We start from the raw sequence: 21,055 nt of genomic DNA, 5'->3' as shown, positions 1-21,055 counted from the left end.
TAGGCCGGGTCCACCGTCCGGTGGGGACACGGCGGGGCTCAGCCGGCCGCGCCGCCCCGCGTGTCCCGGGACAGGGTGCGGCTGCGGCCGCGGAACTCGGCGACCACCTCGTCGTCCCGCCAGACCGTGACGTCGTAGATGCCGCTGCGGCCGTAGCGGACCCGCTCGGTGGCCCGGGCCTCCAACAGGTCGCCCTCGCGCACCGGACGGAGGAAGCTGATCTCGCCGCCGGCGGCTACGGTGGCCGGGCCGTGGCTGTTGCAGGCCAGCGCGAACGCGGTGTCGGCGAGCAGGAAGACGAAGCCGCCGTGGCCGATCGCGTGGCCGTTGAGCATGGTCGCGGTGACCCGCATCCGGGCCACCGCCGTGCCGTCGCCGGCCGAGACCAGCTCGATGCCGAGCCCCTTGGAGGCCACGTCGGCGTCGAACATGTCGTGGGCCGCCGTGCGGCCGTCCTGTTCCGCCATCTCAACGCCCCCGCCGCTGGTCGACGATCCGGCGCATCTTGCCCATCGAGCGTTCCACCCCGTCGGGCTCGATGACCTGCACCGCCACGCTCACCCCGATGGTGTCCTTGACCTGCTGTACCAGGGCCGCTCCGGCCCGCTCCGCCTCGTCGGCGGGCACCCCGGCCCGTCGCTCCACCTTGACGGTGAGGGTGTCCAGCCGGCCCTGTCGGTCCAGCACGCACTGGAAGTGCGGCGACAAGGCGGGCGTACGCAGGATCAGCTCCTCGATCTGGGTGGGGAAGACGTTCACCCCGCGGACGATCATCATGTCGTCGGTCCGGCCGGTGATCTTCTCGATCCGCCGCATCGTCCGGGCGCTGCCGGGCAGCAGCCGGGTCAGGTCGCGGGTGCGGTAGCGGACCACCGGCATGGCCTCCTTGGTGAGCGAGGTGAGCACCAGCTCGCCCTGCTCACCGTCGGGCAGCACCGCTCCGGTGACCGGGTCGATGATCTCCGGGTAGAAGTGGTCCTCCCACAGGTGCAGACCGTCCTTGGTCTCCACGCACTCGACCGCCACCCCGGGCCCCATCACCTCGGACAGGCCGTAGATGTCGACGGCGTGCATGTCGAGGCGCTGCTCCATCTCACGGCGCATGTCCTCGGTCCACGGCTCGGCGCCGAAGATGCCGACCTGCAGCGAGGTGGATCTCGGGTCGACGCCCTGGCGCTCCATCTCGTCCACGATCGCCAGCATGTAGCTGGGGGTGACCATGATGACGTCCGGCTCGAAGTCGCGGATGAGCATCACCTGCCGCTCGGTCATCCCGCCGGAGACCGGGATGACCGTGCAGCCCAGCTCCTCGGCGCCGTAGTGCGCGCCGAGCCCACCGGTGAAGAGCCCGTAACCGTAGGCGACGTGCACCCGGTCGCCGGGGCGCCCGCCGGCGGCCCGGATGGAGCGGGCCATCAGCTTCGCCCAGGTGGCGACGTCGTTGCGGGTGTAGCCGACCACGGTGGGGCGGCCGGTGGTGCCGGAGGAGGCGTGCAGCCGGGCGATCCGCTCCCGGGGCACCGCGAACATCCCGAACGGGTAGTTCTCCCGCAGCTCGGCCTTGCCGGTGAACGGGAAGCGGGCCAGGTCGGCCAGCTCGCGCAGGTCGTCCGGGTGGACCCCGGCCGCCTCGAAGGCCCGGCGGTAGTGCGGCACGTTGTCGTACGCGTGCCGCAGCGACCAACGCAGCCGGTCCAGTTGCACCGCCCGCAGCTCGTCCACGGACGCCCGCTCGACGGGCTCCAGTTCCTCCGGACGAGGGGTGCGGTCCTGCACGGTTGCCTCCTGCACGACGATCCTCGGCGCCGCCGAGCGCCGGACGATGCCGCACACCGTACGCCCGTACCGTGAGCGCTGCCAGGTCAGGGGCCTGCCGGAGGACCGGTCAGCGGGCGGCGGGCAGCCGGTGCAGCGCGTCGACCAGGGGCGCCAGCTCCGGGGTGCGCTCGGCCTCGGCGAGCGCGTCGGCGAGCACCCGGTCGTGGGTGGGGCGGGCCCGGGCGAGCAGGTCGGAGCCGGCCGGGGTCAGCTCGGTGTAGATGCCGCGCCGGTCGTCCGCGCAGAGGACCCGGGTCAGCAGCCCCCGGTCTTCCAGGCGGGTGACCAGGCGGGTGGTGGCGCTGCCGGAGAGCGCCGCGGCGCGGGCCAGCTGGCGCATCCGCATGTGCCAGCCGTCCTGGCGGGAGAGCGCGTCGAGCACCGTGTATTCGACGACGGAGAGGTCGTGCTCGGCCTGGAGGGCACGTTCCAGAGCGGTCTCGATCAGGCCGTGCAGCGCGGCGAGGGTGCGCCAGCCCTGCGCGCGGATCTCGACCGCGTCGTCGGCGATCCCCATGCCGCCCCCTCCGGTGTGATCTGGACGTCTCCCCAGGCTAGCACGCTTGCGCCGATAGGCAGCGCGTGCAACTATTTCGTTGCTCGCGCGAGTAGTTGCATGCGCGCTTAATCTTTTGTCACACGGATGGGAACGGAATGTCTCACCGCTCGACCGCACTCCCCGGCGGTCTGCTCGCCCTGGCGATCGGAGCCTTCGGGATCGGCCTCACCGAATTCGTGATCATGGGGCTGCTCCCTCAGGTCGCCGCCGACTTCGCGGTCAGCGAGTCGGCCGCGGGCTGGCTGATCTCCGGGTACGCCCTCAGCGTCGCCATCGGCGGGGTCGCGCTCACTGCCGCCGTCACCCGGCTCCGCCGCAAGCACGTGCTGCTCGGCCTGATGGTGCTCTTCATCGCCGGCAACCTGCTCTCCGCCCTGGCCGGCGACTACGCCACCATGCTGGCCGGCCGGATCGTCGCCGCACTGTGCCACGGCGCGTTCTTCGGCATCGGCGCGGTGGTGGCCGCCGGCCTGGTCCCGCCGGCCCGCCGGGCGGGCGCCGTCGCGCTGATGTTCACCGGCCTGACCATCGCCAACGTGCTCGGCGTGCCGTTCGGCACCTTCCTCGGCCAGCACTTCGGCTGGCGCGCCACCTTCTGGGCGATCACCGGCATCGGGCTGGTCGCGCTGGTCGGGCTGGCCCTGCTGGTGCCCGGGCGCGGGCCGGCCACCGAGGCGGCACCCACCGGCGGGCTGCGCGGCGAACTGCGCGCCTTCACCCGGCCACAGGTCTGGTTCTCGCTGGTGGTCACCGTCCTCGGCTTCGGCGGCATGTTCGGCGCGTTCACCTACATCGCGTACACGCTGACCGAGGTGAGCGGCTTCGCCACCGCGACCGTGCCGTGGCTGCTGGTCCTCTTCGGTTTCGGGCTCTTCGTCGGCAATCTGGCCGGCGGCCGGGCCGCCGACGCGTCGTTGTCCCGCACCCTGGTCACCGTGCTGGCGGTGCTCACCGCGGTGCTCGTCGGCTTCACGCTGGCCGCCGGCAGCCCGGCGCTGACCGTAGTCTCGCTGGTGCTGATGGGCGCGTTCGGCTTCGCCACCGTGCCGCCGCTGCAGATGCGGATCATGAAGTACGCCCACCACGCCCCCACCCTGGCCTCCGGCGCGAACATCGCCGCCTTCAACGTCGGCAACGCCCTCGGCGCCTGGATCGGCGGGCTGGCCATCAGCGCCGGGCTCGGCTTCACCGCCCCGATCTGGGCCGGTGCCGGGCTCACCCTGCTCGGCCTCGCCGTGCTGCTGGTCGCCGAGCGGCACGCCCGCCGGTCGACGGCCGGCGCCTCGCCCACCCGCGAGCTGGTCGACGCCGCCGCCTGACCGTCACCCGCGGTGGGACCGCGGCGAGCGGGACCGCGGGCGGAGCCGCCCGGGACCGGTCCGGCGGCGGGGTTATGCTCGCGGGACCGGCGGTGGGGCCCGCCGTCCCGGCTGTGCCGGGAGAACCGCGACACGCTCGCCAACGGTCCCTGCCAGTGATGCCCGTCCTGGTGGGGAGGCACTGTGACACGACCACCCGAACGCCGCGTCGACCCGGACGTCGACCTGCGCGTACCCGCCGACCGCGGGGAACTGACCGCCCACCCGGCGGCGGTGCTGGGCGCCATCGCGGCCGGGGGCGTGCTCGGCGCGCTGGCCCGGGCCGGTCTCCAGGCGGCCTTCCCGCGCCCGCCCACCGGCTTCCCGTGGGCCATCTTCGGCGTCAACCTCACCGGCTGCCTGCTGATCGGCGTGCTGATGGCGGTGCTCACCGCCCGCCCGGCCGGCCCGCTGGTCCGGCCGTTCCTCGGCGTCGGGGTGCTCGGCGGCTACACCACCTTCTCCACCTACGTGGTGGACGTGCAGCGGGCGGTGGCCGCCGGGGCGCCGGGCATCGCGCTGGCGTACCTCGCGGCGACCCTGGTCGGGGCGCTCCTTGCCGTGTGGGTGGGGGACGCGGCGGCCGGCCTGGTGCTGGCCCGGGCCGGTGCCGGGGAGCGGCGGTGACCGTCCTGCTGATCGCGATCGGGGCCGCGCTCGGCGCCCCGCTGCGCTACCTGACCGACCGGGCGGTGCAGGCCCGGCACGGCTCGCCCTTCCCGTGGGGGACGCTGACCGTCAACGTGGCCGGCTCGCTGCTGCTCGGCGCGGTGGCCGCGGTGCCGGCGAGCCCGGCGGTGACCGCACTGGTCGGCACCGGCTTCTGCGGCGCGCTGACCACCTGGTCCACGCTCAGCTACGAGACGCTGCGGCTGGCCCGCACCGGCGCCCGCCGCCACGCCGTGGCGAACGTGCTGGCCAGCGTACTCGCCGGGCTGGGCGCGGCCACCCTGGGCTACGCGCTCGCCCGCGCGTTCATCGGCTGACCGGCCTGGCAGGCCACCGCGTGTCGCCAGGAGGAGCCAGAGCACTGCTCCGCCGGCTACCCGGTCTCCCGCGCCGGGCGCCCGGCCCGCTCGTCCGGGCGGGCCGCCCGCACCACGTCGCCGGACGCCTCGGCCACCCGGGCGAGCACGCGCGCGGCCCGGATCTCGATCAACCGGTAGCCGGCCCGCACCGCCAGGGCTGACGCGGCGCGGCCGTGTTCGCGGGCCGCGTCGAGGTCGCCGGCGGCCAGCCCGGCGTCGGCGAGGCCGGCCAGGGCGGTCGCCTCGCCCCAGCAGAACCGGGTCCGTCGGGCCAGCTCCAGGGCCCGGTGGTGCTCCGCCGCGGCCTCGGTCGGCCGGCCCAGCGCCAGCAGGACCCGGCCGAGCGCGTCCAGCGTCCACGCCTCGGTGCCGGTGTCGCCGATCTCCCGGGTGAGCGCCACCGCCCGCTCGGCGTCGGGCCGGGCCGCCGCCGCCCGGCCCGTCGCGCACCAGAGCACCGCCCGGCCGGCCAGGGCGGTCGCCTCGCCGTAGCGGTAACCGAGCTCGCGGTTGGCCACGAGGGCCCGTGCGTACAGTTCCTCGGCGGCGTGGTGGTCGCCGAGGTCCCGGCGGGCGTTCGCCAGGTCGACCAGGAGGACGGCCACGTTGTACCGGGCTCCGGCCCGCTCGCCCCGCTCCAGCGCCGCCCGGAAGTGCTCGTCCGCCTCCGCCAACTCGCCCAGCTGCCAGTACGCGAAGCCGAGGTTGGCCAGGGACATGACCTCCCCGCCGTCGATGCCGAGCTGCCGGTTGAGTTCCAGCGAGCGGCGGGCGCAGGTGAGCGCCGCCTGCGGGTCGCCGAGGCGCTGGTGCACCGCGCTCAGGTTGTTCAGCATCCCGGCGCGCCCCTCCGGCCAGTCGTCCCCGACGTCGATCCGCAGCCCGTCGAGCAGGTGCAGCCGGGCCTCGTCGTACCGTCCGCTGGTGACGTGCACCAGGGCGATGCTCTGGTGCATGGCGGCCTGCGCCCGCGGATCGTCCTCGGCCCGGGCGGCCGCCAACGCGACCGTCGCCGCCGCCAGCCACTCCTCGCGGCGCCCCCGCTGGTGGAAGTAGGCCCGCAGCGCGTCGGTGAGGTGCCAGGCGTACCGGCGGGGGCCGTGCCGGGCGGCCTGTTCCACCGCCGCGGTCACGTTCGTCCACTCGGCGTCGAGCCAGGCCAGCGCCGCCTCCGTGGTGGGGAACGGGTCCGCCGGGACCGGGCGCGGCAGCCGGACGAAGTGCGGGATGAGCCGGCGGCCCGCCGCGTCCGCGGTCTCGAGGTAGTGGTCGAGGAGGCGCTGTCGGGCCCGGCCCCGCCGCGTGCTGTCCTCCTCCCGGGTGACCCGGTCGACCGCGTACCGGCGGAGCAGGTCGTGGCAGCGGTACCGCCCGCCGGGTTGCGCCTCGACCAGGTGGGCCGCGACGAGCGCTCGCAGCAGCCGTTCGGCCACGGCCGGCGCCGCCGCGACCAGGGCACCCGCCGCCCCAGCGGCGAAGCTCGATCCGGGCACCAGCCCGAGCCGGCGGAACATCCGCCGCTGCTCCCCCGGCAGCGCCCGGTACGACAGCGCGAACGCCTTGGTCACCGCCCCTTCCTCGGCACCGTCGACGGTGAGCCCCGCCAGCGGGTCGCCCTCGGCGAGTTCCCGGGCCAGCCCGGCGATCTGTGGCTCCCCGTCGGCCTGCAGGTTGGCGGCCGCGATCCGCAGGGCCAGCGGGAGGTGTCCGCAGAGCCGGGCGAGCTGGGCCGCCGCGGCGGCCTCGGCCTGGACGGCCCGGTCACCCAGCAGCGCGGCCAGCAGGCGTGCCGAGTCCGTCGGGGTGAGCACGTCCAGCGGCAGCGTCCGGGCGCCGGCCCGCACCACGAGTTCGCCGAGGCGGTGCCGGCTCGTGACCAGCACGGTGCCGACGGACGGGATCAGCGGCAGCACCTGGCCCACGTCGCGGGCGTTGTCCAGCACCAGCAGGACGTCCCGCCCGGACAGCAGGGAGCGGAACAGCGCCGCCCGTGCGTCCAGCTCGTCGGGGACGGCCCCCGGGCCGACGCCGAGCCCACCCAGGAGCTGGGCGAGCGCCGCGGAGGGCGGGACCGGCTCCCGCTCGGCGTCGAAGCCGCGCAGGTCGAGGTAGAGCTGGCCGTCGGGGAAGGCGTCGCGTACCCGGTGCGCCCAGTGCACCGCCAGGGCCGTCTTGCCGACCCCCGCCGTGCCGCTGACCACCCAGATCCGGGTGCCGGTGGACGGCTCGTGCAGGGTGGCGTCCAGCCGGGCGAGGTCGGCGTCCCGACCGGTGAAGCCGGGCACGTCGTGGGGGAGCTCGGCGGGACGGATCGCGGCACGGCCGGCGCCGCCGGGCAGGCCCAAGGCCGGGTCGGCCCGGAGGATGAGCTGCTGGAGGCGCCGCAGTTCGGGCGCGGGGTCGAGGCCGAGCTCCTCGGCGAGCAGGGCCCGCACCCGCTGGTAGGTGGCCAGCGCCTCGTCGGCGCGGCCCTCCCGGTGCAGGGCGAGCATGAGCCGGCCGACCAGCCGCTGGCGGCCGGGCTGCCGGGCGACCTGGTCGGTCAGTTCGCCGACCACCTGCCGGGCACGCCCCAGCCGCAGCAGCGCCTCCGCCCGGTCCTCCACCGCCGTCCACCGGGCCTCCGTCAGCCCGGCGCAGAGCCGGTGGCGTACGTCGTCGTCGGCGACGTCGGCGAGCGCCTCCCCCCGCCAGAGGCCCAGCGCCCGGTCGAGCAGCTCGACCGCGGCCTCGTCGCCGGCGGTCCGGGCCCGCGCGGTCAGCGCGGTGAACCGGTGCGCGTCGACCGTGTCGGGGTCCACCCGCACGAGGTAGCCGGCACCGCGGCTCACGATCTCCACCGGCGCGCCGATCCGGCGGAGGACGGTACGCAGCCGGGAGACCAGCGCCTGCAGGGTGCCTCGGGCGCTCGGCGGCGGCGACTCGCCCCAGACCAGGTCGATCAGCCGGTCGACCGGTACGACCCGGTCCGGCTCCAGCAGCAGCGCCGCGAGAACGAGCCGCGGTTGTCGCCCACCGACGTCGACGCGGGTCTGCTCGGACCACACCTCCACCGCGCCCAGGATCCGGAACTCCATCGGCCAACCTCCCCGCTGCCGGAGTATGCCGGTCCGCGGTGCACCCGTTGCAAGCCGGTTGCAAGGAGGCTGCACGGGCGGGAAGGCAGGCTCGTGCCGCCGGCCGGACGCCTGGGCCGTCCTGGGCGTGGGCGCGGCCGGCAGGGACCGCTCCGGCGACCTCTGATGGGGGGACGGCGAGTGACGACGATCAGGCGGCCCGGCCCACGCCGGCCGGGCATGGGGGCGGGCGCGGTCGTGGTGACCGGCCACGCGGCCACGGTGACCGTCGGGCGGGCCGACTCGGCGTGGGCATGACCCGGAACCGGGTCGCCGGCGCCGAGCGGATCGCGGCGTTCACCGCCGTGCTCCGCTCGGCGCCGGGTGTCCGTACCTGACCGGCGGGGACGGCGGATGGGCGGCAACCCATCCGCCTCGGGGGCGGCCGGCCCGGACTACGGAACCGGGCCGGCCGGCCCGCCGGCCAGCCGCAGGTCGACCACCGGGCCGACGACGAACACCGCCGGCGGCGCGATGTCCTCCCGGGCGGCGAGCCCGCCCACCTCGTCCAGCCGCGACGACCAGGTCCGCTGGCCGGGTTGCCCGGCGTCCCGGACCACCAGCACCGGGGTGTCCGGGGCGCGGCCGTGTTCGACCAGCGCCGCCGCGATCTTCGCGATGGTCTCCACCGCCATCAGCAGCACCACCGTGCCCCGGGCGCGGGCCAGCGCCACCCAGTCCACCAGGGAGTCCGGGTGCCCGGGCGGCAGGTGCCCCGAGACCACGGTGACGTCGTGCGCCACCCCGCGGTGGGTCACCGGCACCCCGGCCAGGGCGGGGGCGGCGACGGCGCTGCTCACCCCGGGGACCAGCACGATCTGCACCCCGGCCGCCGCGCAGGCCAGCACCTCCTCGTGGCCGCGCCCGAAGACGTACGGGTCGCCGCCCTTGAGGCGGACCACCCGCTTCCCGGCCCGGGCGTGCGCGATCAGCGTGTCGTTGATGGCGTCCTGCGCCATCGACGGCCCGCGGGGCACCTTGGCCGCGTCCACCAGCAGCACGCCGGGGCGCAGCCGGCGCAGCAGCCCGGCCGGGGCGAGCCGGTCGGCCACCACCACGTCCGCGGCGTCCAGCAGCGCCTGCCCGCGTACGGTGATCAGGTCGTCGGGGCCGGGGCCGCCGCCCACGACGGCGACCTGGCCGGGACGCAGCGCCGGCTCGTGGTGGTGGTCGTGATGGGGATGGTGGTGGTGGCCGGACCCGTCGGCCGGGTCGTCGGGGTGGTGGTGCGGGGTCTGCGGCCGGCCCACCTTGTCGACGAACCCGGGCAGCGCCACCCGGTACGCGCAGGTGTCGCAGTTCATCCGGATGTCCCCGCGCAGCGCCTCGGCGTGCCGTTCCAGCACCAGGTCCGCCAGGGGGTCGCAGTCGCCGATCAGGTCGGCGACGCGGACGTCCAGCCCCGGGTGGTCGACGGCGAACTCCCGGGCCTGCGCCGCGATCCGGTCCGGCAGAACCCCGGCGAAGAGGAAGTACGGGGCGACCACGATCCGGCGGGCGCCGAGCCGGCGCAACCGCTCCAGCACGACGGGCACGGACGGCTCGGCGAGCGAGATGAAGCCCGGTTCGACGCCGGCGTAACCGCGCCCCTCCCAGAGCAGCCGGGCCACCTTCGCGACCTCGGCGTTGGCGTCCGGGTCGGTGGAGCCCCGCCCGATCAGGGCGACCCAGGTGCCGGCCCGGTCGGCGCCGGCCAGCGCCGCGTCGATCCGGTCGGCCAGGGTGTCGTGCAGCAGCGGGTGCGGCCCGAGCGGCCGGCCGTACGCGTACCGCAGGCCGGGGTGGCGCTGCCGCTCCCGCGCGAGGGCGGCGGGGATGTCGCCCTTGCCGTGCCCGGCCGCGGCCAGCACCAGGGGCAGCGCGACCAGGTGCCGATGCCCCCGCCCGACCAGCGCGCCGACCGCGTCGGTGAGCGGCGGACGGGACAGCTCGATGAAGCCGCCGTCGACGTCGTCGACCACGCCCCGGCGGCGGATCCGCTCGACGAGCGCGGCGAACTGGGCGACACCGGCCGCGCTGCGGGTGCCGTGCCCGACGATGAGCAGCGGGGTACGGTCCTTCACTCTTCCTCCTGGTACAGCAGGGCGTTGACGGCGGCGGCGGCGACCGCCGAGCCGCCCTTCTCCCCCACGTTGGACACGGCGGGCAGGCCGCTGGCCCGCAGCGCCGCCTTGGACTCGGCGGCCCCGACGAACCCGACCGGCAGCCCGATCACCAGCGCCGGCGCCACCGCCAGTTCGATCAGTTCCACCAGCGCGGTCGGGGCGCAGCCGACCACCCAGACCGCGCCGGCGCCGACCCGCTGGTACGCGATCCGCACCGCCGCCGCCGACCGGGTGAGGCCGGCGGCGCGGGCCAGGTCCGCGGTGGCCGGTTCGGCGACCGGGCAGACGAGATCCCGCCCGGCCCGGGTGATCCCGGCGGCGACCATCCACACGTCGGTGACGATCGGCGCCCCGGCCCGCAGCGCGGCCAGCCCGGCGGCGAGCGCCTCCTCGGCGCAGACCAGGTCGGTGACATAGTCGAGGTCGGCGCTGGCGTGCACCACCCGCTCGGTGACCGCCCGGGTCAGCGGCGGCAGGTGGGACAGGTCCACCCGCGCGCGCAGGATCCGGTACGACTCCGCCTCGATCGGGTGCACGACCCGGCTCACCGCGCCACCCCGGTTCGGGGCCGCGTGGCGGGCCGCCCCGGCTCGCTCCACGCGCTCACGAGTCCACCCGTCCGTAGCGCCGGTCGTCGCCGTGTGGCGTCGCGGTCGAGGTCATCGCTCTCCTCCGGGTCGGGGTCGACGCGGATGGCGTCCACCGGACAGATCTCCAGGCACTCCAGGCAGCCGGTGCAGCGGTCGGTGACCCGCAGGCCGTCGGGGGTGGGGCGGATGGCGTGCACGGGGCAGGTGAGCAGGCAGGCGCCGCAGCCCTGGCAGGCGCCGACGGTCACCCGGGCGGCGGTCACTCCCGCCACCGGTAGCCCCGCGGGGTGACCATCCGGCCGGCGACCACCCGGGTCTGCGAGCTGCCGACCACGACCACGCTGTACATGTCGACCAGCGCGGGATCGAGGGTGGCGAGGGTGGCCAGGTGGACGCGTTCGCCGGGCCGGCTGGCCTGGCGTACCACCCCGACCGGGGTGTGCGGCGGGCGGTGCGCGGCGAAGGTCTTCAGCGCTTCCCCCAGCTGCCAGTCCCGGGCCCGGCTGCGCGGGTTGTAGAGCACTGCCACGAAGTCCGCCTCGGCGGCGGCGGCCACCCGGCGGGCGATCACCGCCCACGGGGTGTGCAGGTCGGACAGGCTCAGGTAGGCGTGGTCGTGCCCGAGCGGCGCGCCGAGCAGGGCGGACGCGGCGAGCCCGGCGGTCACCCCGGGCACCCCGACCACGTCGATCCGGTCGTCGGCGTGGTCGAGGGCGGGGCTGGCCATCGCGTACACCCCGGCGTCGCCGGACCCGACCAGCGCGACGGCGTGGCCGGCGGTGGCCTCGGCGACCGCGGCCCGGGCCCGCGCCTCCTCCGCCCCGAGGCCACTGGCCAGCACCCGGGTGCCGGGGCGGAGCAGGTCGCGGACCTGGTCGACGTACTGGTCGAGGCCGACGACCACGGCGGCCCGGCGCAGCTCGGCGACGGCGCGCGGGGCGCGCAGGTCGGCCGCGCCGGGGCCGAGCCCGACGAGCGCGAGGCGGCCGCGCGGGGCGTGCCGGGCGATCGCGACGGTGGCCATCGCCGAGGCGGTCTTGGGCACCAGCAGGGTGCCGCCGCCGCGCAGCGCCGCGGCCTCCGCGACGCTCGGCGTGCCGACCGCGGCGCGGACCACCTCGCTGGGGTGCGGCACGTCGACCGCCGCCAGCTCCGTCGCCGGCCAGGTCACCAGGGGTACGCGGTACGCCCCGGCGGTGGCCCGGATGCCCGCCTCGTCGGCCTTGACGTCCACGCTGGCCAGGTGGCGCAGGCTGGCCGGGCTCAGGCCGGCGTCGGCGAGCGCCCGGCGCAGCAGGCCGCTCACCTCGTCGGCGGGTACGCCCCGACTGGACCCGATGCCGGCGACCAGGGACGGGGGCCGCAGCACCACGGTCCGGTCGTCCAGCGGCACCAGCCGGTCGGTGACCAGGATCCGCCAGCCCGCGTCGCGCTGCCGCCCGTCCGCCGGGCGGGCCGGGGCGGGCTGGGCGGGAACGGCGGCGACCGAGACCGGCGCCTCGATGCCGGCGGGCGGCTCGACCTCGACCCGGACGTTGGCCGGCAGGGCGGGCAGCGGCCAGGCGGCGTCGGCGACCAGCCGGACCGGCTCGCCGTCGAGGAGCGCCCGGGACACCGCAGCCACCGCCCCTTCCACCGGCCAGCCGAGGGTGTCCAGCCCGGGCAGGCCGACCGCGTCGGTGGCGGTGGTGACCACGGGCCGGGCGTCCAGCAGCGCACCGACCTGGGCGGCGAGGGCGTTGGCGCCTCCGGCGTGCCCGCCGAGCAGGGCCACCGCGTGCCGGGCCGCCTCGTCGACCACCACCACGGCCGGGTCGGTGCGCTTGTCGCCGAGCAGCGGGGCGAGGATCCGGACCACCGCGCCGGTGGCCAGGAACGCCACCACCGCGTCGCACTCCGCCCAGGCGGCCCGCAGCGCGTCGGCGGTGGTGGCCGCCTCGACGAGCCGGGCGTGCGGCCAGGCCGCGGCGAGGGTGCCGGCGTGCCGGCGGCCGGCGGCGGTGGCCGCGACGAGTCCGACCAGGAGGGGTCCCCGCTCAACGTCTCCAGTAGCGGACGGGTCGGTGAACAGGTTCGAGTGTGTGCTCATGGCTTTCTCCAGGCGGACGGTTCCGGCAGCTCGCCGGTGAGCACGACGACCGGGTTGGTGGCGGCGAGCCGCAGGGAGCCGCCGGGCAGGTCGGCGAGGCGGGCGGCGGCGAGCTGGCTGCCCTCGACCGCGTACCCGGCGGCGCGCAGCAGGTGGACGGCCGGGGCCACCCGGTCCAGGGCGGCGAGGGCGGCCACCACCCGGGGCGGGCGGCGGGCGGCCACCGCGGCGAGCACGTCTGTGCCGCCCCCGCCGACGAAGACCGCGTCCGGGTCGGGCAGGGCGTCCAGGGCCGCCGGGGCGGCGCCGGCCACCACCCGGACGTCGACGCCGTGCCGGGCGGCGTTGGCCCGGATCGGCGCGTCCGGATCGCGTTCCACGGCGATGACCGCCGCGCCGAGCAGGGCGCACTCGATGCCGACCGAGCCGCTGCCGGCGCCGACGTCCCAGAGCAGCCGGCCGAGGCGGGGCCGCAGCCGGGCCACCACGAGTGCGCGCACCTCCGCCTTGGTGATCATGGAGGCGCGGTGGGCGTACGCGGACTCGGGCAACGCCCAGCCCCCGGCGGGCGCGGCGGCGGGCTGGTTGTCGGCGCGTATCCGGTCGGCCGGAACCGCGTCCGGGGCGAGGCTGAGCACGACGTGCGGGTCGGCCCAGACCGTCGCGGCGGCCTGCTCGGGAGTCGTCCAGGTGAGCCGCTCGTCCGGCGTGCCGAGCTGCTCGGCCACGGCCAGGCGGCGGGACCAGCCGGCCAGCCCGGCGCCGAGCTCGGCCGCCCCGGCGCCGGGAGCGGTGAGCACCGCCACGACGGGCAGCGCCCGGCAGGCGTTGAGCGCGGGCCCCAGGTCGCGCCCGTGCGCGCTGACCACGGCCGCACCGTCCCAGGACAGGCCGGCCCGGGCGAACGTGGCGGCGACGCTGGACACGGCGGGCAGCACGCGCACCGGGAGGCCGGCCGCCCGCACCCGCCGGACGATGCCGAAGAACCCGGGGTCGCCGCTGGCCAGCACGACGGCGGGGGTGCCGGCGGCGACCGCGGCGGCGAGCCGGCGCAGGGCGGGGGCGAGCGGCCCGAGGAGCACGGTCGCGCAGCGCGGCGGGACGGGCACGGCGGCCAGGTGCCGCGCCGCGCCGACGACCAGCCCGGCGCCGGCGAGGGCCGCGGCGAGCGCGGGATGGTCAGGCCGGCCGGTGGCGTCCATCCCGACGAGGGTCACCACCGCCCCGGCGGGCTCCGCCGCCGTCCCGAGTACGGCGTCCGCCGATGGTGTCGGCGACGTGGTCATGCCGCCCACCGCCCCGAGCAGGCCACCACGCCGGCACCGGCGAAGTCCACCATGGCCACGTCCACGGTGACGGCGTGGCCGGCGAAGCGGCGCAACACCTGCCGGACCCGGTGACAGAGCAGGTCCCCCGCGGGCCGGAGCAGCCCGGCGGCCGCCCACAGCTCGTACGCGTGCCGGCCGGTGTTGGCGGCGGCGACCGCGCCGACCAGTCCGGCGTCACCGCCGGCCTCGGCGGTGATCGCGCCGAGCAGCGACAGGTCCACCTTGGACCGGGTGTAGTGGGTCATCAGGACGCCCGCGGCGAGCTTGGCCAGCTTGCCCGCCATGCCGACGAAGACCACCCCGGTCATCCCGTCGCCGACGGCGGCGGTGACGGCCGCCCCGGTGAAGTCGCCCACCTCCACGAAGCACACCTCGGGCAGCTCCGGCAGCAGCGCCCGGGCCGCCCGCTCGGTCCGCCCGCCGGTGCAGAGCACCACGGTCCGCTCCCCCTGGGCGGCCATCACGTGCACGGCCTGCACCACGCTGGCCCGCCAGGAGGCGGTGGAGAAGGGACGGACGATCCCGGTGGTGCCGAGGATGGAGATGCCGCCGAGGATGCCGAGCCGCCGGTTGGTGGTCTTCCGGGCCATGATCTCGCCGCGCGGCACGCTGATCACCACGCGGACGCCGACCTCGGCCAGGTCGACCACCTCGGCGACGGCCTGGCCGATCATGCGGCGCGGGGTCTCGTTGATGGCGGGCCCGCCCACCGGCAGTCCCAGCCCCGGCCGGGTGACCGTGCCGACGCCGGGCCCGCCGTCGAGGCGCAGCCCGGGCTCGTCCCGCCAGGCGACGGTGGCGGTGAGTTCGGCACCGTGGGTGACGTCCGGATCGTCCCCGGCGTCCTTCACCACCACCGCCTCGGCCCGCCGCGCCGGCTCGACGTCGCAGCGGGCTACCGCGAAGCTGACCCGCCGGCCGGCGGGCAGGCCGATCTCCACCGCCCGCTGCGGCACGCCGGTGACCAGCGCGGTCAGGGCCGCCTTGGTCGCCGCGGTGGCGCACGCGCCGGTGGTCCAGCCGGTGCGCAGCGCGGTGGGCCGGACCTTCGCCGTACGCGGCAGGTCCGGCTCGCGCAGCGGCGGCTCGGCGTAGGTCATCGACCGTCCCCGGCCGTGGCGGCGGGATCGGCAGCGGGCATGTCCTCCCCGCGGGCGGCCGGGTCGTCGGCGGATCGCCCGGCGGCGGGCTGGCCGGCGCGGGTGCGGCGCAGCGCCGTGCGGGCGGCGGGTTCGGCCCGGCGGAAGGTGTGGAAGTGGCCGGGATGGTAGAGGTGCGACCGCGTGCCCTCGGCGGCGAGCGCCGGCCCGACCAGGAACAGGGTGTGCTTCCACAGTTTGTGCGCCTTGACGGTCGCCGCCAGCTCGGCGAGGGTGCAGCGGACCACCAGCTCGTCCGGCCAGGTCGCCTGGTAGGCGACCACCACCGGGGTCTCCAGCGGGTAGCCGCCGGCCAGCAGCTCGGCCTGCGCCTGCCCGGAGCGAGCGGCGGAGAGGAAGAGCGCCATGGTGGTGCCGTGCCGGGCGAAGTCCCGGACCCGCTCCCCCGGCGGCATCGGCGTCTTCCCGCCCTCCAGCCGGGTGAGGATCACCGACTGGGCCACCTCGGGGATGGTCAGTTCCCGGCCGACCAGGGCGGCGACGGCGGTGAACGAGGAGACCCCGGGGACGATCTCCACGGCCAGCCCGAGCGCGGTGCACAGGTCGAGCTGCTCCTGCACCGCGCCCCACAGCGCCGGGTCGCCGGAGTGGATCCGGGCCACGGTCAGCCCCTCGGCGGCGGCCCGCCGGTAGAGCGGCAGCACCCCCTCGATGGGCAGCTGCGAGGAGTCGACGAGCTCGGCGTCCGGGCGGGCGTGGGCGAGCACGTCGGCGTGGACCAGGCTGGCCGCCCAGATCACCACGTCGGCCGTGCCGATCACCCGGGCGGCGCGCAGGGTGAGCAGGTCGGCGGCGCCGGGGCCGGCCCCGACGAACCAGACCTTTCCGCTGGTGGTCACAGTTTTCCTCCCCGCCGGTCCCGGCGGGCCGGCACCAGCAGCGTCGACAGGTACGGCAGGTCGTCGGCGTCGGCGTCCACCGGCCCGACCCGCTCGTCGGGCAGGCCGAGCGCGCGGCCGAGCACGGCGTCGCCGAGCCGGCCCTGCCGGCGCAGCTCGTGGACGAGGTCGGGGTGGCGGCGCCAGCCCTTGTAGACGACGACGGTGCCGGGGCCGGCGAGCGCGTCGGCGACCGGCGCGAGCCCGGCGGTGGCGGGCAGCAGGGTCAGCGGTTCCCGCCCCTCGCAGAGCGGCACGCCGGCGCGGGCGGCCAACTCCTGCATGGCGGTGATCCCGGGCACGGTGCGGACCCGGACCGCCGGCCGCCGGGCCCGGACCCCGTCGGCGAGGTAGCCGAAGGTGGAGTAGACGTTCGGGTCGCCGATGGTGGCGAAGGCGAGCGCCCGGGCGCCCGCGTCGACCGCCGCGACCACGCCCTCGGCGGCGGCGTCCCAGGCCCGCTCCCGGCGGGTGGTCACCCCGCCCCGGTCGTCCAGCGCGAACGGCAGTCGGCGCAGCCGGTCCGCGGCCACGTGCGCCCGGACCACCGTCTCGGCCCGGCTGGCGGGGGCGTCCGGGTCCGCGGCGTGCCGGTCCAGCACGGGTACGAAGACCACGTCGGCCTCGCGCAGCACCCGGACCGCCCGGAGGGTGAGCAGTTCCGGGTCGCCGGGGCCGACCCCGACCCCGGTCAGGGTGGCGGTGTCGGCGCTCACCAGCTCGCCGCCTCGACCAGCCGGCGGGCCGCGTACGGGTGGCCGGCCCAGTGGGTGTGCAGGTAGGAGGCGTGCACCCGGCCGGCGACGAAGCCGTGGGCGGTGTCGTCCCAGCGCCACGCCGGACGGTCGCCGTGCCCGGGGTCGGTGACGGTGCGGTGGAACTCGTGCCCGCGTACCCGGTCGCCGGCGTGGTGCACCGGGGAGTCGGCGGCGGCCACGGCGTCGCGGTAGCCCAGGGTGAGCCGGCCGGTCATCCGGGCGGTGTGGTCGAGCCGCCCGCACATCGGCACCCCGTCCAGGGCGCGACCGAGGTAGAGCAGCCCGGCGCACTCGGCGATGATCGGACCGGCGAACCCGGCCAGCTCGGCGCGGAGCGCGGCGTTGCCGGCGAGGGCGTCGGCGTGCACCTCGGGGAAGCCGCCACCGACCACCACGGCCCGGGTGCCGGGCGGCAGGCCCGGGTCGCGCAGCGGGTCGACGGTCACCACGTCCGCGCCGGCCGCGGTGAGCAGTTCGGCGGTCTCCGCGTACGAGAAGGTGAAGGCCGGGCCGCCGGCGACCGCGACGACCGGGCGGGCGGTGCCGGCGGGACCGCCCACGGCGGCGACCGGGTCCCAGGCCGGCTCGGTCAGCGGCGGCGCGGTACGCGCCAGGTCGAGCACGGCGTCGAGGTCCACGGTGGACGTGACCAGGTCGGCGAGCGCGGCCACCACGGCGACGGACTCGGGCGCCCGCTCGGCCACCGGCACCAGCCCGAGGTGGCGCGCGGGGGCGCTCACCTCGGCGGCCCGGGTCACCGCCCCGAGCACCGGTACGCCCACCTCGGCGAGCGCGTCGCGCAGCAGGGTCTCGTGCCGGGGCGAGCCGACCCGGTTGAGGATCACCCCGCCGATGCGGACGGCGGGGTCGAAGGCGCGCATGCCGAGCACCAGCGCGGCGGCGGACCGCCCCTGCGCGGTGGTGTCCAGGACCAGCAGCACCGGCGCCGCGACGAGCCGGGCGACGTGCGCGGTGGAGGCGTACGCGCCGCGCCCCACGGCGCCGTCGTGCAGCCCCATCACCCCCTCGACGACGGCGACGTCGGCGGGGGTGGGGACGCTGGCGCCGTGGCGCAGCAGCGGGGCGATCCGCTCCGGCCCGACCAGCCAGGGGTCGAGGTTGCGGCCGGGGCGGCCGGCGGCGAGGGCGTGGTAGCCGGGGTCGATGTAGTCGGGGCCGACCTTGTGCGGGCTGACCGCGAGGCCCCGGCGGCGCAGCGCGGCGAGCAGCCCGGTGGCCACGGTGGTCTTGCCGTGTCCGCTGGCCGGGGCGGCGACGACCAGCCGGGGCAGCGCCCACGGGTCCGCCGGGCCGGGCGGCGGGGTCACCATTCGATGCCCTTCTGGCCCTTCTGGCCGGCGTCCATCGGATGCTTGACCTTGACCAGTTCGGCGACCAGGTCGGCCGCCTCGACCAGGCGCGGGTCGGCGTGCCGGCCGGTGATCACCACGTGCTGGAAGCCGGGCCGGTTGCGCAGCGTCTCGACCACCTCGTCGATGTCGACCCAGCCCCACGTCATCGGGTAGGTGAACTCGTCGAGCACGTAGAGGCCGTAGCGCTGGGCGGCCAGGTCGCGCTGGATCTGCCGCCAGCCCTCCCGGGCGTCGGCGGCGTGGTCGGCGGCCTCGCCGCGCTGGATCCAGGACCAGCCCTCGCCCATCTTGTGCCAGGTCACCGGGGCGCCCTGGCCGGTGCGCGCGTGCAGTTCGCCGAGGGCGCGGAAGGCGTTCTCCTCCCCCACCCGCCACTTGGCGCTCTTGACAAACTGGAACACGCCGATCGGCAGCCCGGCCGTCCAGGCCCGCAGCGCCAGCCCGAAGGCCGCGGTCGACTTCCCCTTCATCTGTCCGGTGTGGACGATGAGCAGCGGCCGGTTCCGCCGCTGCCGGGTGGTCAGCCCGTCGGCGGGCACGTGGGTCGGCTTCCCCTGCGGCATCAGCGGGCACTCCTGGGGGTCGGGCCGGCGGCGGCGAGGCCGACGAGCGGATCCGTGGTCAGGGCGGCTAGGGGGTGGTGGGGGGCGCGGAGCTGGGCGGCGAGGCGGCGGGCCAGGCCGAGGCGGACCGGGCCGGACTCGCAGTCGACGACCACGCAGGGCGCGCCGGTCGCGGCGAGCACCGCGGCTGCCCGGGCGGCCCGGTCGAGCGGGCGCGCACCAGCGGTGGCCCGCCCGTCGGTGACGACCAGGACCAGCGGACGCCGCTTCGGGTCGCGCAGCCGCTCCACCCGGAGCAGCTCGGCCGCCGCGAGCAGTCCCTCGGCGAGCGGGGTACGCCCACCGGTGGGCAGCTCGCCCAGCCGGGTCGAGGCGGCCAGCACCGAGGAGGTGGCCGGCAGCAGGGTGTGCGCCCCGGCGCCCCGGAAGGCGACCACGGCCACCTTGTCCCGGCGCTGGTACGCGTCGGTGAGCAGGGCGAGCACGGCCCCCTTGACCGCGCTCATCCGCTGCCGGGCGCCCATCGACCCGCTGGCGTCGACCAGGAACAGGACGAGGTTTCCCTCGCGTCCCTCGCGGACCGCCTCGCGCACGTCGTCCGGCTGTAGCCGCAGCGGCCCGCCGTGCCGGCCACGGGCGGCCTGGTGCGGGGCCGCGGCCCGGACGGTGGCCGGCAGGTGCAGCGCGCCGGGCCGTCCGGCGGGCACCCGGGCGCCCGTGGTCCGGCCGCGCCCGGTGCGCGCCCGGGAGCGCCGGCCGGGCACCCCCTCGCCAACTCCGGGCGCGGTCAGCAGCCGCGCCCGCAGCCCCCGATCGGGTACGGCCACCGTGCCGGGCCGCCCGGCGCCGTCCGGCTCCCCCGGCCGGCCAGCGGACCGGGCCCGCCGGGCACCCGGCCCGTTCCGGTCGGCGCCCTGGCCCGGAGCGTCATCACCCGCGCGGCCGCGCCGATCGGCGTCGGGGTCACCGCCGGACCCGTCGGCGTCGCCCGCTCGGCCGGGCCCGTCGGAAGCGGACGCGTCGCCGCCGGACCCGCCCCAGCCGTCGCCGCCCGACCGGGTGAACCGGTCGTCGCGCTCGACCCCGCCGCGGCCGTCGTCGCCGGACCCGCCGGGCTGGCCGTCCCGGCCGTTGACCAGCCACCGGCCGTCCCGTCGCCCGTCATCCGGCGCACCCGGGCGCTCGCCCGAGCCCCGCCCGTCGGGCGCCCCGCCCTCGGCTCCCCCGCCCAGGCCGTCGGTGGGGCCGCCGGCCGGCCCGCCGGGACCGCCGTCCGGGCGGGATCCGCCGCCCGGCCCGTCGTCGTCCGGGTCGTCGTCCGGGTGCTCGTCCCGGGCCCGGCGCAGCGCCTCGTCCAGGCGCTGCTCGTCGAGGCCCGGCGTGTCGAAGGGGTCCCGCCGGCGGCGGTGCGGCAGGGCGAGCCGGGCGGCGACCCGGACGTCCTCGACGGCCACCCGGTCCCGGCCCTGCCAGGCGGCGTGGGCGACGGCGGTCCGCGCGGTGACGATGTCGGCCCGCATGCCGTCCACGTCGAACGCGGCGCAGACCTCGGCGATCTGGCGCAGCGCCGCGTCGGGCAGCGCCACGGCGGGCAACCGGTGGCGGGCGGCGGCGACCCGGCGGGCCACCTCGGCGTCCGCGTCGGCCCAGCGGGCGGCGAAGCCGGCCGGGTCGGCGTCGGCGGCGAGCCGGCGGCGGACCACCTCGACGCGTACGGCGGGGTCACGGCTGGCGGCCACCTCGACGGTGAGCCCGAACCGGTCGAGCAGCTGCGGGCGCAGCTCCCCCTCCTCCGGGTTCATGGTGCCGACCAGCAGGAACCGGGCGGCGTGGCTGACCGAGACGCCCTCCCGCTCGACGTGGCAGCGGCCCATCGCGGCGGCGTCCAGGAGCAGGTCGACCAGGTGGTCGTGGAGCAGGTTGACCTCGTCGACGTAGAGCACGCCGCGGTGAGCGGCGGCGAGCAGGCCGGGCTCGTAGGCGCGTACCCCCTCGGCGAGGGCGCGTTCCAGGTCGAGCGAGCCGACCACCCGGTCCTCGGCGGCGCCGACCGGCAGCTCGACCAGGCGGGCCGGGCGGCGCTCGGCGGCCGACCCGGCCGGGTGCGGCCCGTCCGGGCAGCCCGGGTCCGGGGCGGCCGGGTCGCAGGCGAAACGGCACCCGTCGACCCGGTCGACCGGGGGCAGCAGCGCGGCCAGGGCCCGGACCGCGGTGGACTTGGCGGTGCCCTTCTCGCCGCGCACGAGCACCCCGCCAATGGCCGGGCTGACCGCGTTGAGCAGCAGGGCGAGGCGCATCTCGGCCATGCCGAGCACCGCGCTGAACGGATATG

16 protein-coding genes and 2 pseudogenes are annotated in these 21,055 nt (G+C 77.4%); 3 read left to right on the top strand and 15 right to left on the bottom strand.

Translation table 11 applies throughout. The annotated features are described in order from the left end of the window. Window positions 1-38 precede the first annotated feature (38 nt). The 3 genes from paaI to FXF52_RS26625 form a co-directional block, all read right to left on the bottom strand. Window positions 39-467: a hydroxyphenylacetyl-CoA thioesterase PaaI gene (gene paaI, locus FXF52_RS26635; RefSeq protein WP_148801074.1), complete on the bottom strand. Its 429-nt coding sequence runs from the start codon at window positions 465-467 to the stop codon at window positions 39-41. Window position 468: 1 nt separating this feature from the next. Then, the gene (paaK, locus tag FXF52_RS26630; RefSeq protein ID WP_148801086.1) at window positions 469-1,776 is read right to left on the bottom strand and encodes a phenylacetate--CoA ligase PaaK; all 1,308 of its coding nucleotides are present in this window, start codon (window positions 1,774-1,776) and stop codon (window positions 469-471) included. A 109-nt stretch (window positions 1,777-1,885) separates the two neighbouring features. Continuing rightward, window positions 1,886-2,335 (bottom strand): MarR family winged helix-turn-helix transcriptional regulator, encoded by a 450-nt coding sequence (locus FXF52_RS26625; protein WP_148801073.1) that lies wholly within the window; start codon window positions 2,333-2,335, stop codon window positions 1,886-1,888. A gap of 137 nt (window positions 2,336-2,472) precedes the next feature. Here FXF52_RS26625 and FXF52_RS26620 point away from each other — a divergent pair, with 137 nt between their 5' ends. The 3 genes from FXF52_RS26620 (at window position 2,473) to crcB (ending at window position 4,721) form a co-directional block, all read left to right on the top strand. Further along, entirely contained in the window at window positions 2,473-3,696 is a 1,224-nt protein-coding gene (locus tag FXF52_RS26620; protein ID WP_148801072.1) for an MFS transporter, read from the top strand. 183 nt (window positions 3,697-3,879) lie between these two features. Continuing rightward, on the top strand, window positions 3,880-4,362 hold the full coding sequence (locus FXF52_RS26615; RefSeq protein ID WP_148801071.1) for a CrcB family protein: 483 nt from the start codon (window positions 3,880-3,882) through the stop codon (window positions 4,360-4,362). Then, window positions 4,359-4,721: a fluoride efflux transporter CrcB gene (gene crcB / locus FXF52_RS26610; RefSeq protein ID WP_148801070.1), complete on the top strand. Its 363-nt coding sequence runs from the start codon at window positions 4,359-4,361 to the stop codon at window positions 4,719-4,721. The genes FXF52_RS26615 and crcB overlap by 4 nt, the downstream gene beginning before the upstream one ends. Before the next feature lie 56 nt (window positions 4,722-4,777). On the opposite strand, the gene FXF52_RS26605 is transcribed toward crcB, so the two are convergent. The 12 genes and pseudogenes from FXF52_RS26605 to FXF52_RS26550 all read right to left on the bottom strand — a co-directional run. Further along, on the bottom strand, window positions 4,778-7,840 hold the full coding sequence (locus FXF52_RS26605; protein ID WP_148801069.1) for a BTAD domain-containing putative transcriptional regulator: 3,063 nt from the start codon (window positions 7,838-7,840) through the stop codon (window positions 4,778-4,780). 434 nt (window positions 7,841-8,274) lie between these two features. Further along, entirely contained in the window at window positions 8,275-9,942 is a 1,668-nt protein-coding gene (cobA, locus tag FXF52_RS26600) for a uroporphyrinogen-III C-methyltransferase (protein ID WP_148801068.1), read from the bottom strand. Continuing rightward, window positions 9,939-10,532: a precorrin-8X methylmutase gene (locus tag FXF52_RS26595; RefSeq protein WP_148801067.1), complete on the bottom strand. Its 594-nt coding sequence runs from the start codon at window positions 10,530-10,532 to the stop codon at window positions 9,939-9,941. Before FXF52_RS26595 ends, cobA begins: the two co-directional genes overlap by 4 nt. A gap of 140 nt (window positions 10,533-10,672) precedes the next feature. Beyond that, window positions 10,673-10,846: pseudogene (locus FXF52_RS43295) on the bottom strand (4Fe-4S binding protein); the annotation flags it as partial. Beyond that, the gene (gene cobJ / locus FXF52_RS26585; protein WP_148801066.1) at window positions 10,834-12,663 is read right to left on the bottom strand and encodes a precorrin-3B C(17)-methyltransferase; all 1,830 of its coding nucleotides are present in this window, start codon (window positions 12,661-12,663) and stop codon (window positions 10,834-10,836) included. The gene cobJ and the pseudogene FXF52_RS43295, both read right to left, overlap by 13 nt. Next, the gene (gene cbiE / locus FXF52_RS26580) at window positions 12,660-13,949 is read right to left on the bottom strand and encodes a precorrin-6y C5,15-methyltransferase (decarboxylating) subunit CbiE (protein WP_148801065.1); all 1,290 of its coding nucleotides are present in this window, start codon (window positions 13,947-13,949) and stop codon (window positions 12,660-12,662) included. The genes cobJ and cbiE overlap by 4 nt, the downstream gene beginning before the upstream one ends. After that, entirely contained in the window at window positions 13,946-15,091 is a 1,146-nt protein-coding gene (locus tag FXF52_RS26575; RefSeq protein WP_148801064.1) for a cobalt-precorrin-5B (C(1))-methyltransferase, read from the bottom strand. Before FXF52_RS26575 ends, cbiE begins: the two co-directional genes overlap by 4 nt. Then, window positions 15,088-15,990 (bottom strand): precorrin-4 C(11)-methyltransferase, encoded by a 903-nt coding sequence (gene cobM, locus FXF52_RS26570; RefSeq protein WP_255472370.1) that lies wholly within the window; start codon window positions 15,988-15,990, stop codon window positions 15,088-15,090. The genes FXF52_RS26575 and cobM overlap by 4 nt, the downstream gene beginning before the upstream one ends. Further along, entirely contained in the window at window positions 15,987-16,745 is a 759-nt protein-coding gene (gene cobI / locus FXF52_RS26565) for a precorrin-2 C(20)-methyltransferase (protein ID WP_148801063.1), read from the bottom strand. The genes cobM and cobI overlap by 4 nt, the downstream gene beginning before the upstream one ends. Then, window positions 16,742-18,118: a cobyrinate a,c-diamide synthase gene (locus FXF52_RS26560; RefSeq protein WP_148801062.1), complete on the bottom strand. Its 1,377-nt coding sequence runs from the start codon at window positions 18,116-18,118 to the stop codon at window positions 16,742-16,744. The genes cobI and FXF52_RS26560 overlap by 4 nt, the downstream gene beginning before the upstream one ends. Continuing rightward, window positions 18,112-18,723: a cob(I)yrinic acid a,c-diamide adenosyltransferase gene (gene cobO, locus FXF52_RS26555; protein WP_148801061.1), complete on the bottom strand. Its 612-nt coding sequence runs from the start codon at window positions 18,721-18,723 to the stop codon at window positions 18,112-18,114. The genes FXF52_RS26560 and cobO overlap by 7 nt, the downstream gene beginning before the upstream one ends. Next, a pseudogene (locus tag FXF52_RS26550) lies at window positions 18,723-21,053 on the bottom strand (VWA domain-containing protein); the annotation flags it as partial. The pseudogene FXF52_RS26550 and the gene cobO, both read right to left, overlap by 1 nt. Window positions 21,054-21,055: the final 2 nt, after the last annotated feature.

Source organism: Micromonospora sp. MP36 (assembly GCF_008119785.1).
Classification (GTDB): domain Bacteria; phylum Actinomycetota; class Actinomycetes; order Mycobacteriales; family Micromonosporaceae; genus Micromonospora.
This window is presented reverse-complemented; position numbering and strand designations above follow the sequence as displayed.

What these genes read in the sequence shown, in the direction of transcription:
- paaI (WP_148801074.1), bottom strand. Translation starts at nt 467, where the DNA reads ATGGCGGAACAGGACGGCCGCACGGCGGCCCACGACATGTTCGACGCC.
- FXF52_RS26625 (WP_148801073.1), bottom strand. Translation starts at nt 2,335, where the DNA reads ATGGGGATCGCCGACGACGCGGTCGAGATCCGCGCGCAGGGCTGGCGC.
- FXF52_RS26620 (WP_148801072.1), top strand. Translation starts at nt 2,473, where the DNA reads ATGTCTCACCGCTCGACCGCACTCCCCGGCGGTCTGCTCGCCCTGGCG.
- FXF52_RS26605 (WP_148801069.1), bottom strand. Translation starts at nt 7,840, where the DNA reads ATGGAGTTCCGGATCCTGGGCGCGGTGGAGGTGTGGTCCGAGCAGACC.
- cobJ (WP_148801066.1), bottom strand. Translation starts at nt 12,663, where the DNA reads ATGAGCACACACTCGAACCTGTTCACCGACCCGTCCGCTACTGGAGAC.
- cbiE (WP_148801065.1), bottom strand. Translation starts at nt 13,949, where the DNA reads ATGACCACGTCGCCGACACCATCGGCGGACGCCGTACTCGGGACGGCG.
- FXF52_RS26575 (WP_148801064.1), bottom strand. Translation starts at nt 15,091, where the DNA reads ATGACCTACGCCGAGCCGCCGCTGCGCGAGCCGGACCTGCCGCGTACG.
- FXF52_RS26560 (WP_148801062.1), bottom strand. Translation starts at nt 18,118, where the DNA reads ATGGTGACCCCGCCGCCCGGCCCGGCGGACCCGTGGGCGCTGCCCCGG.
- cobO (WP_148801061.1), bottom strand. Translation starts at nt 18,723, where the DNA reads ATGCCGCAGGGGAAGCCGACCCACGTGCCCGCCGACGGGCTGACCACC.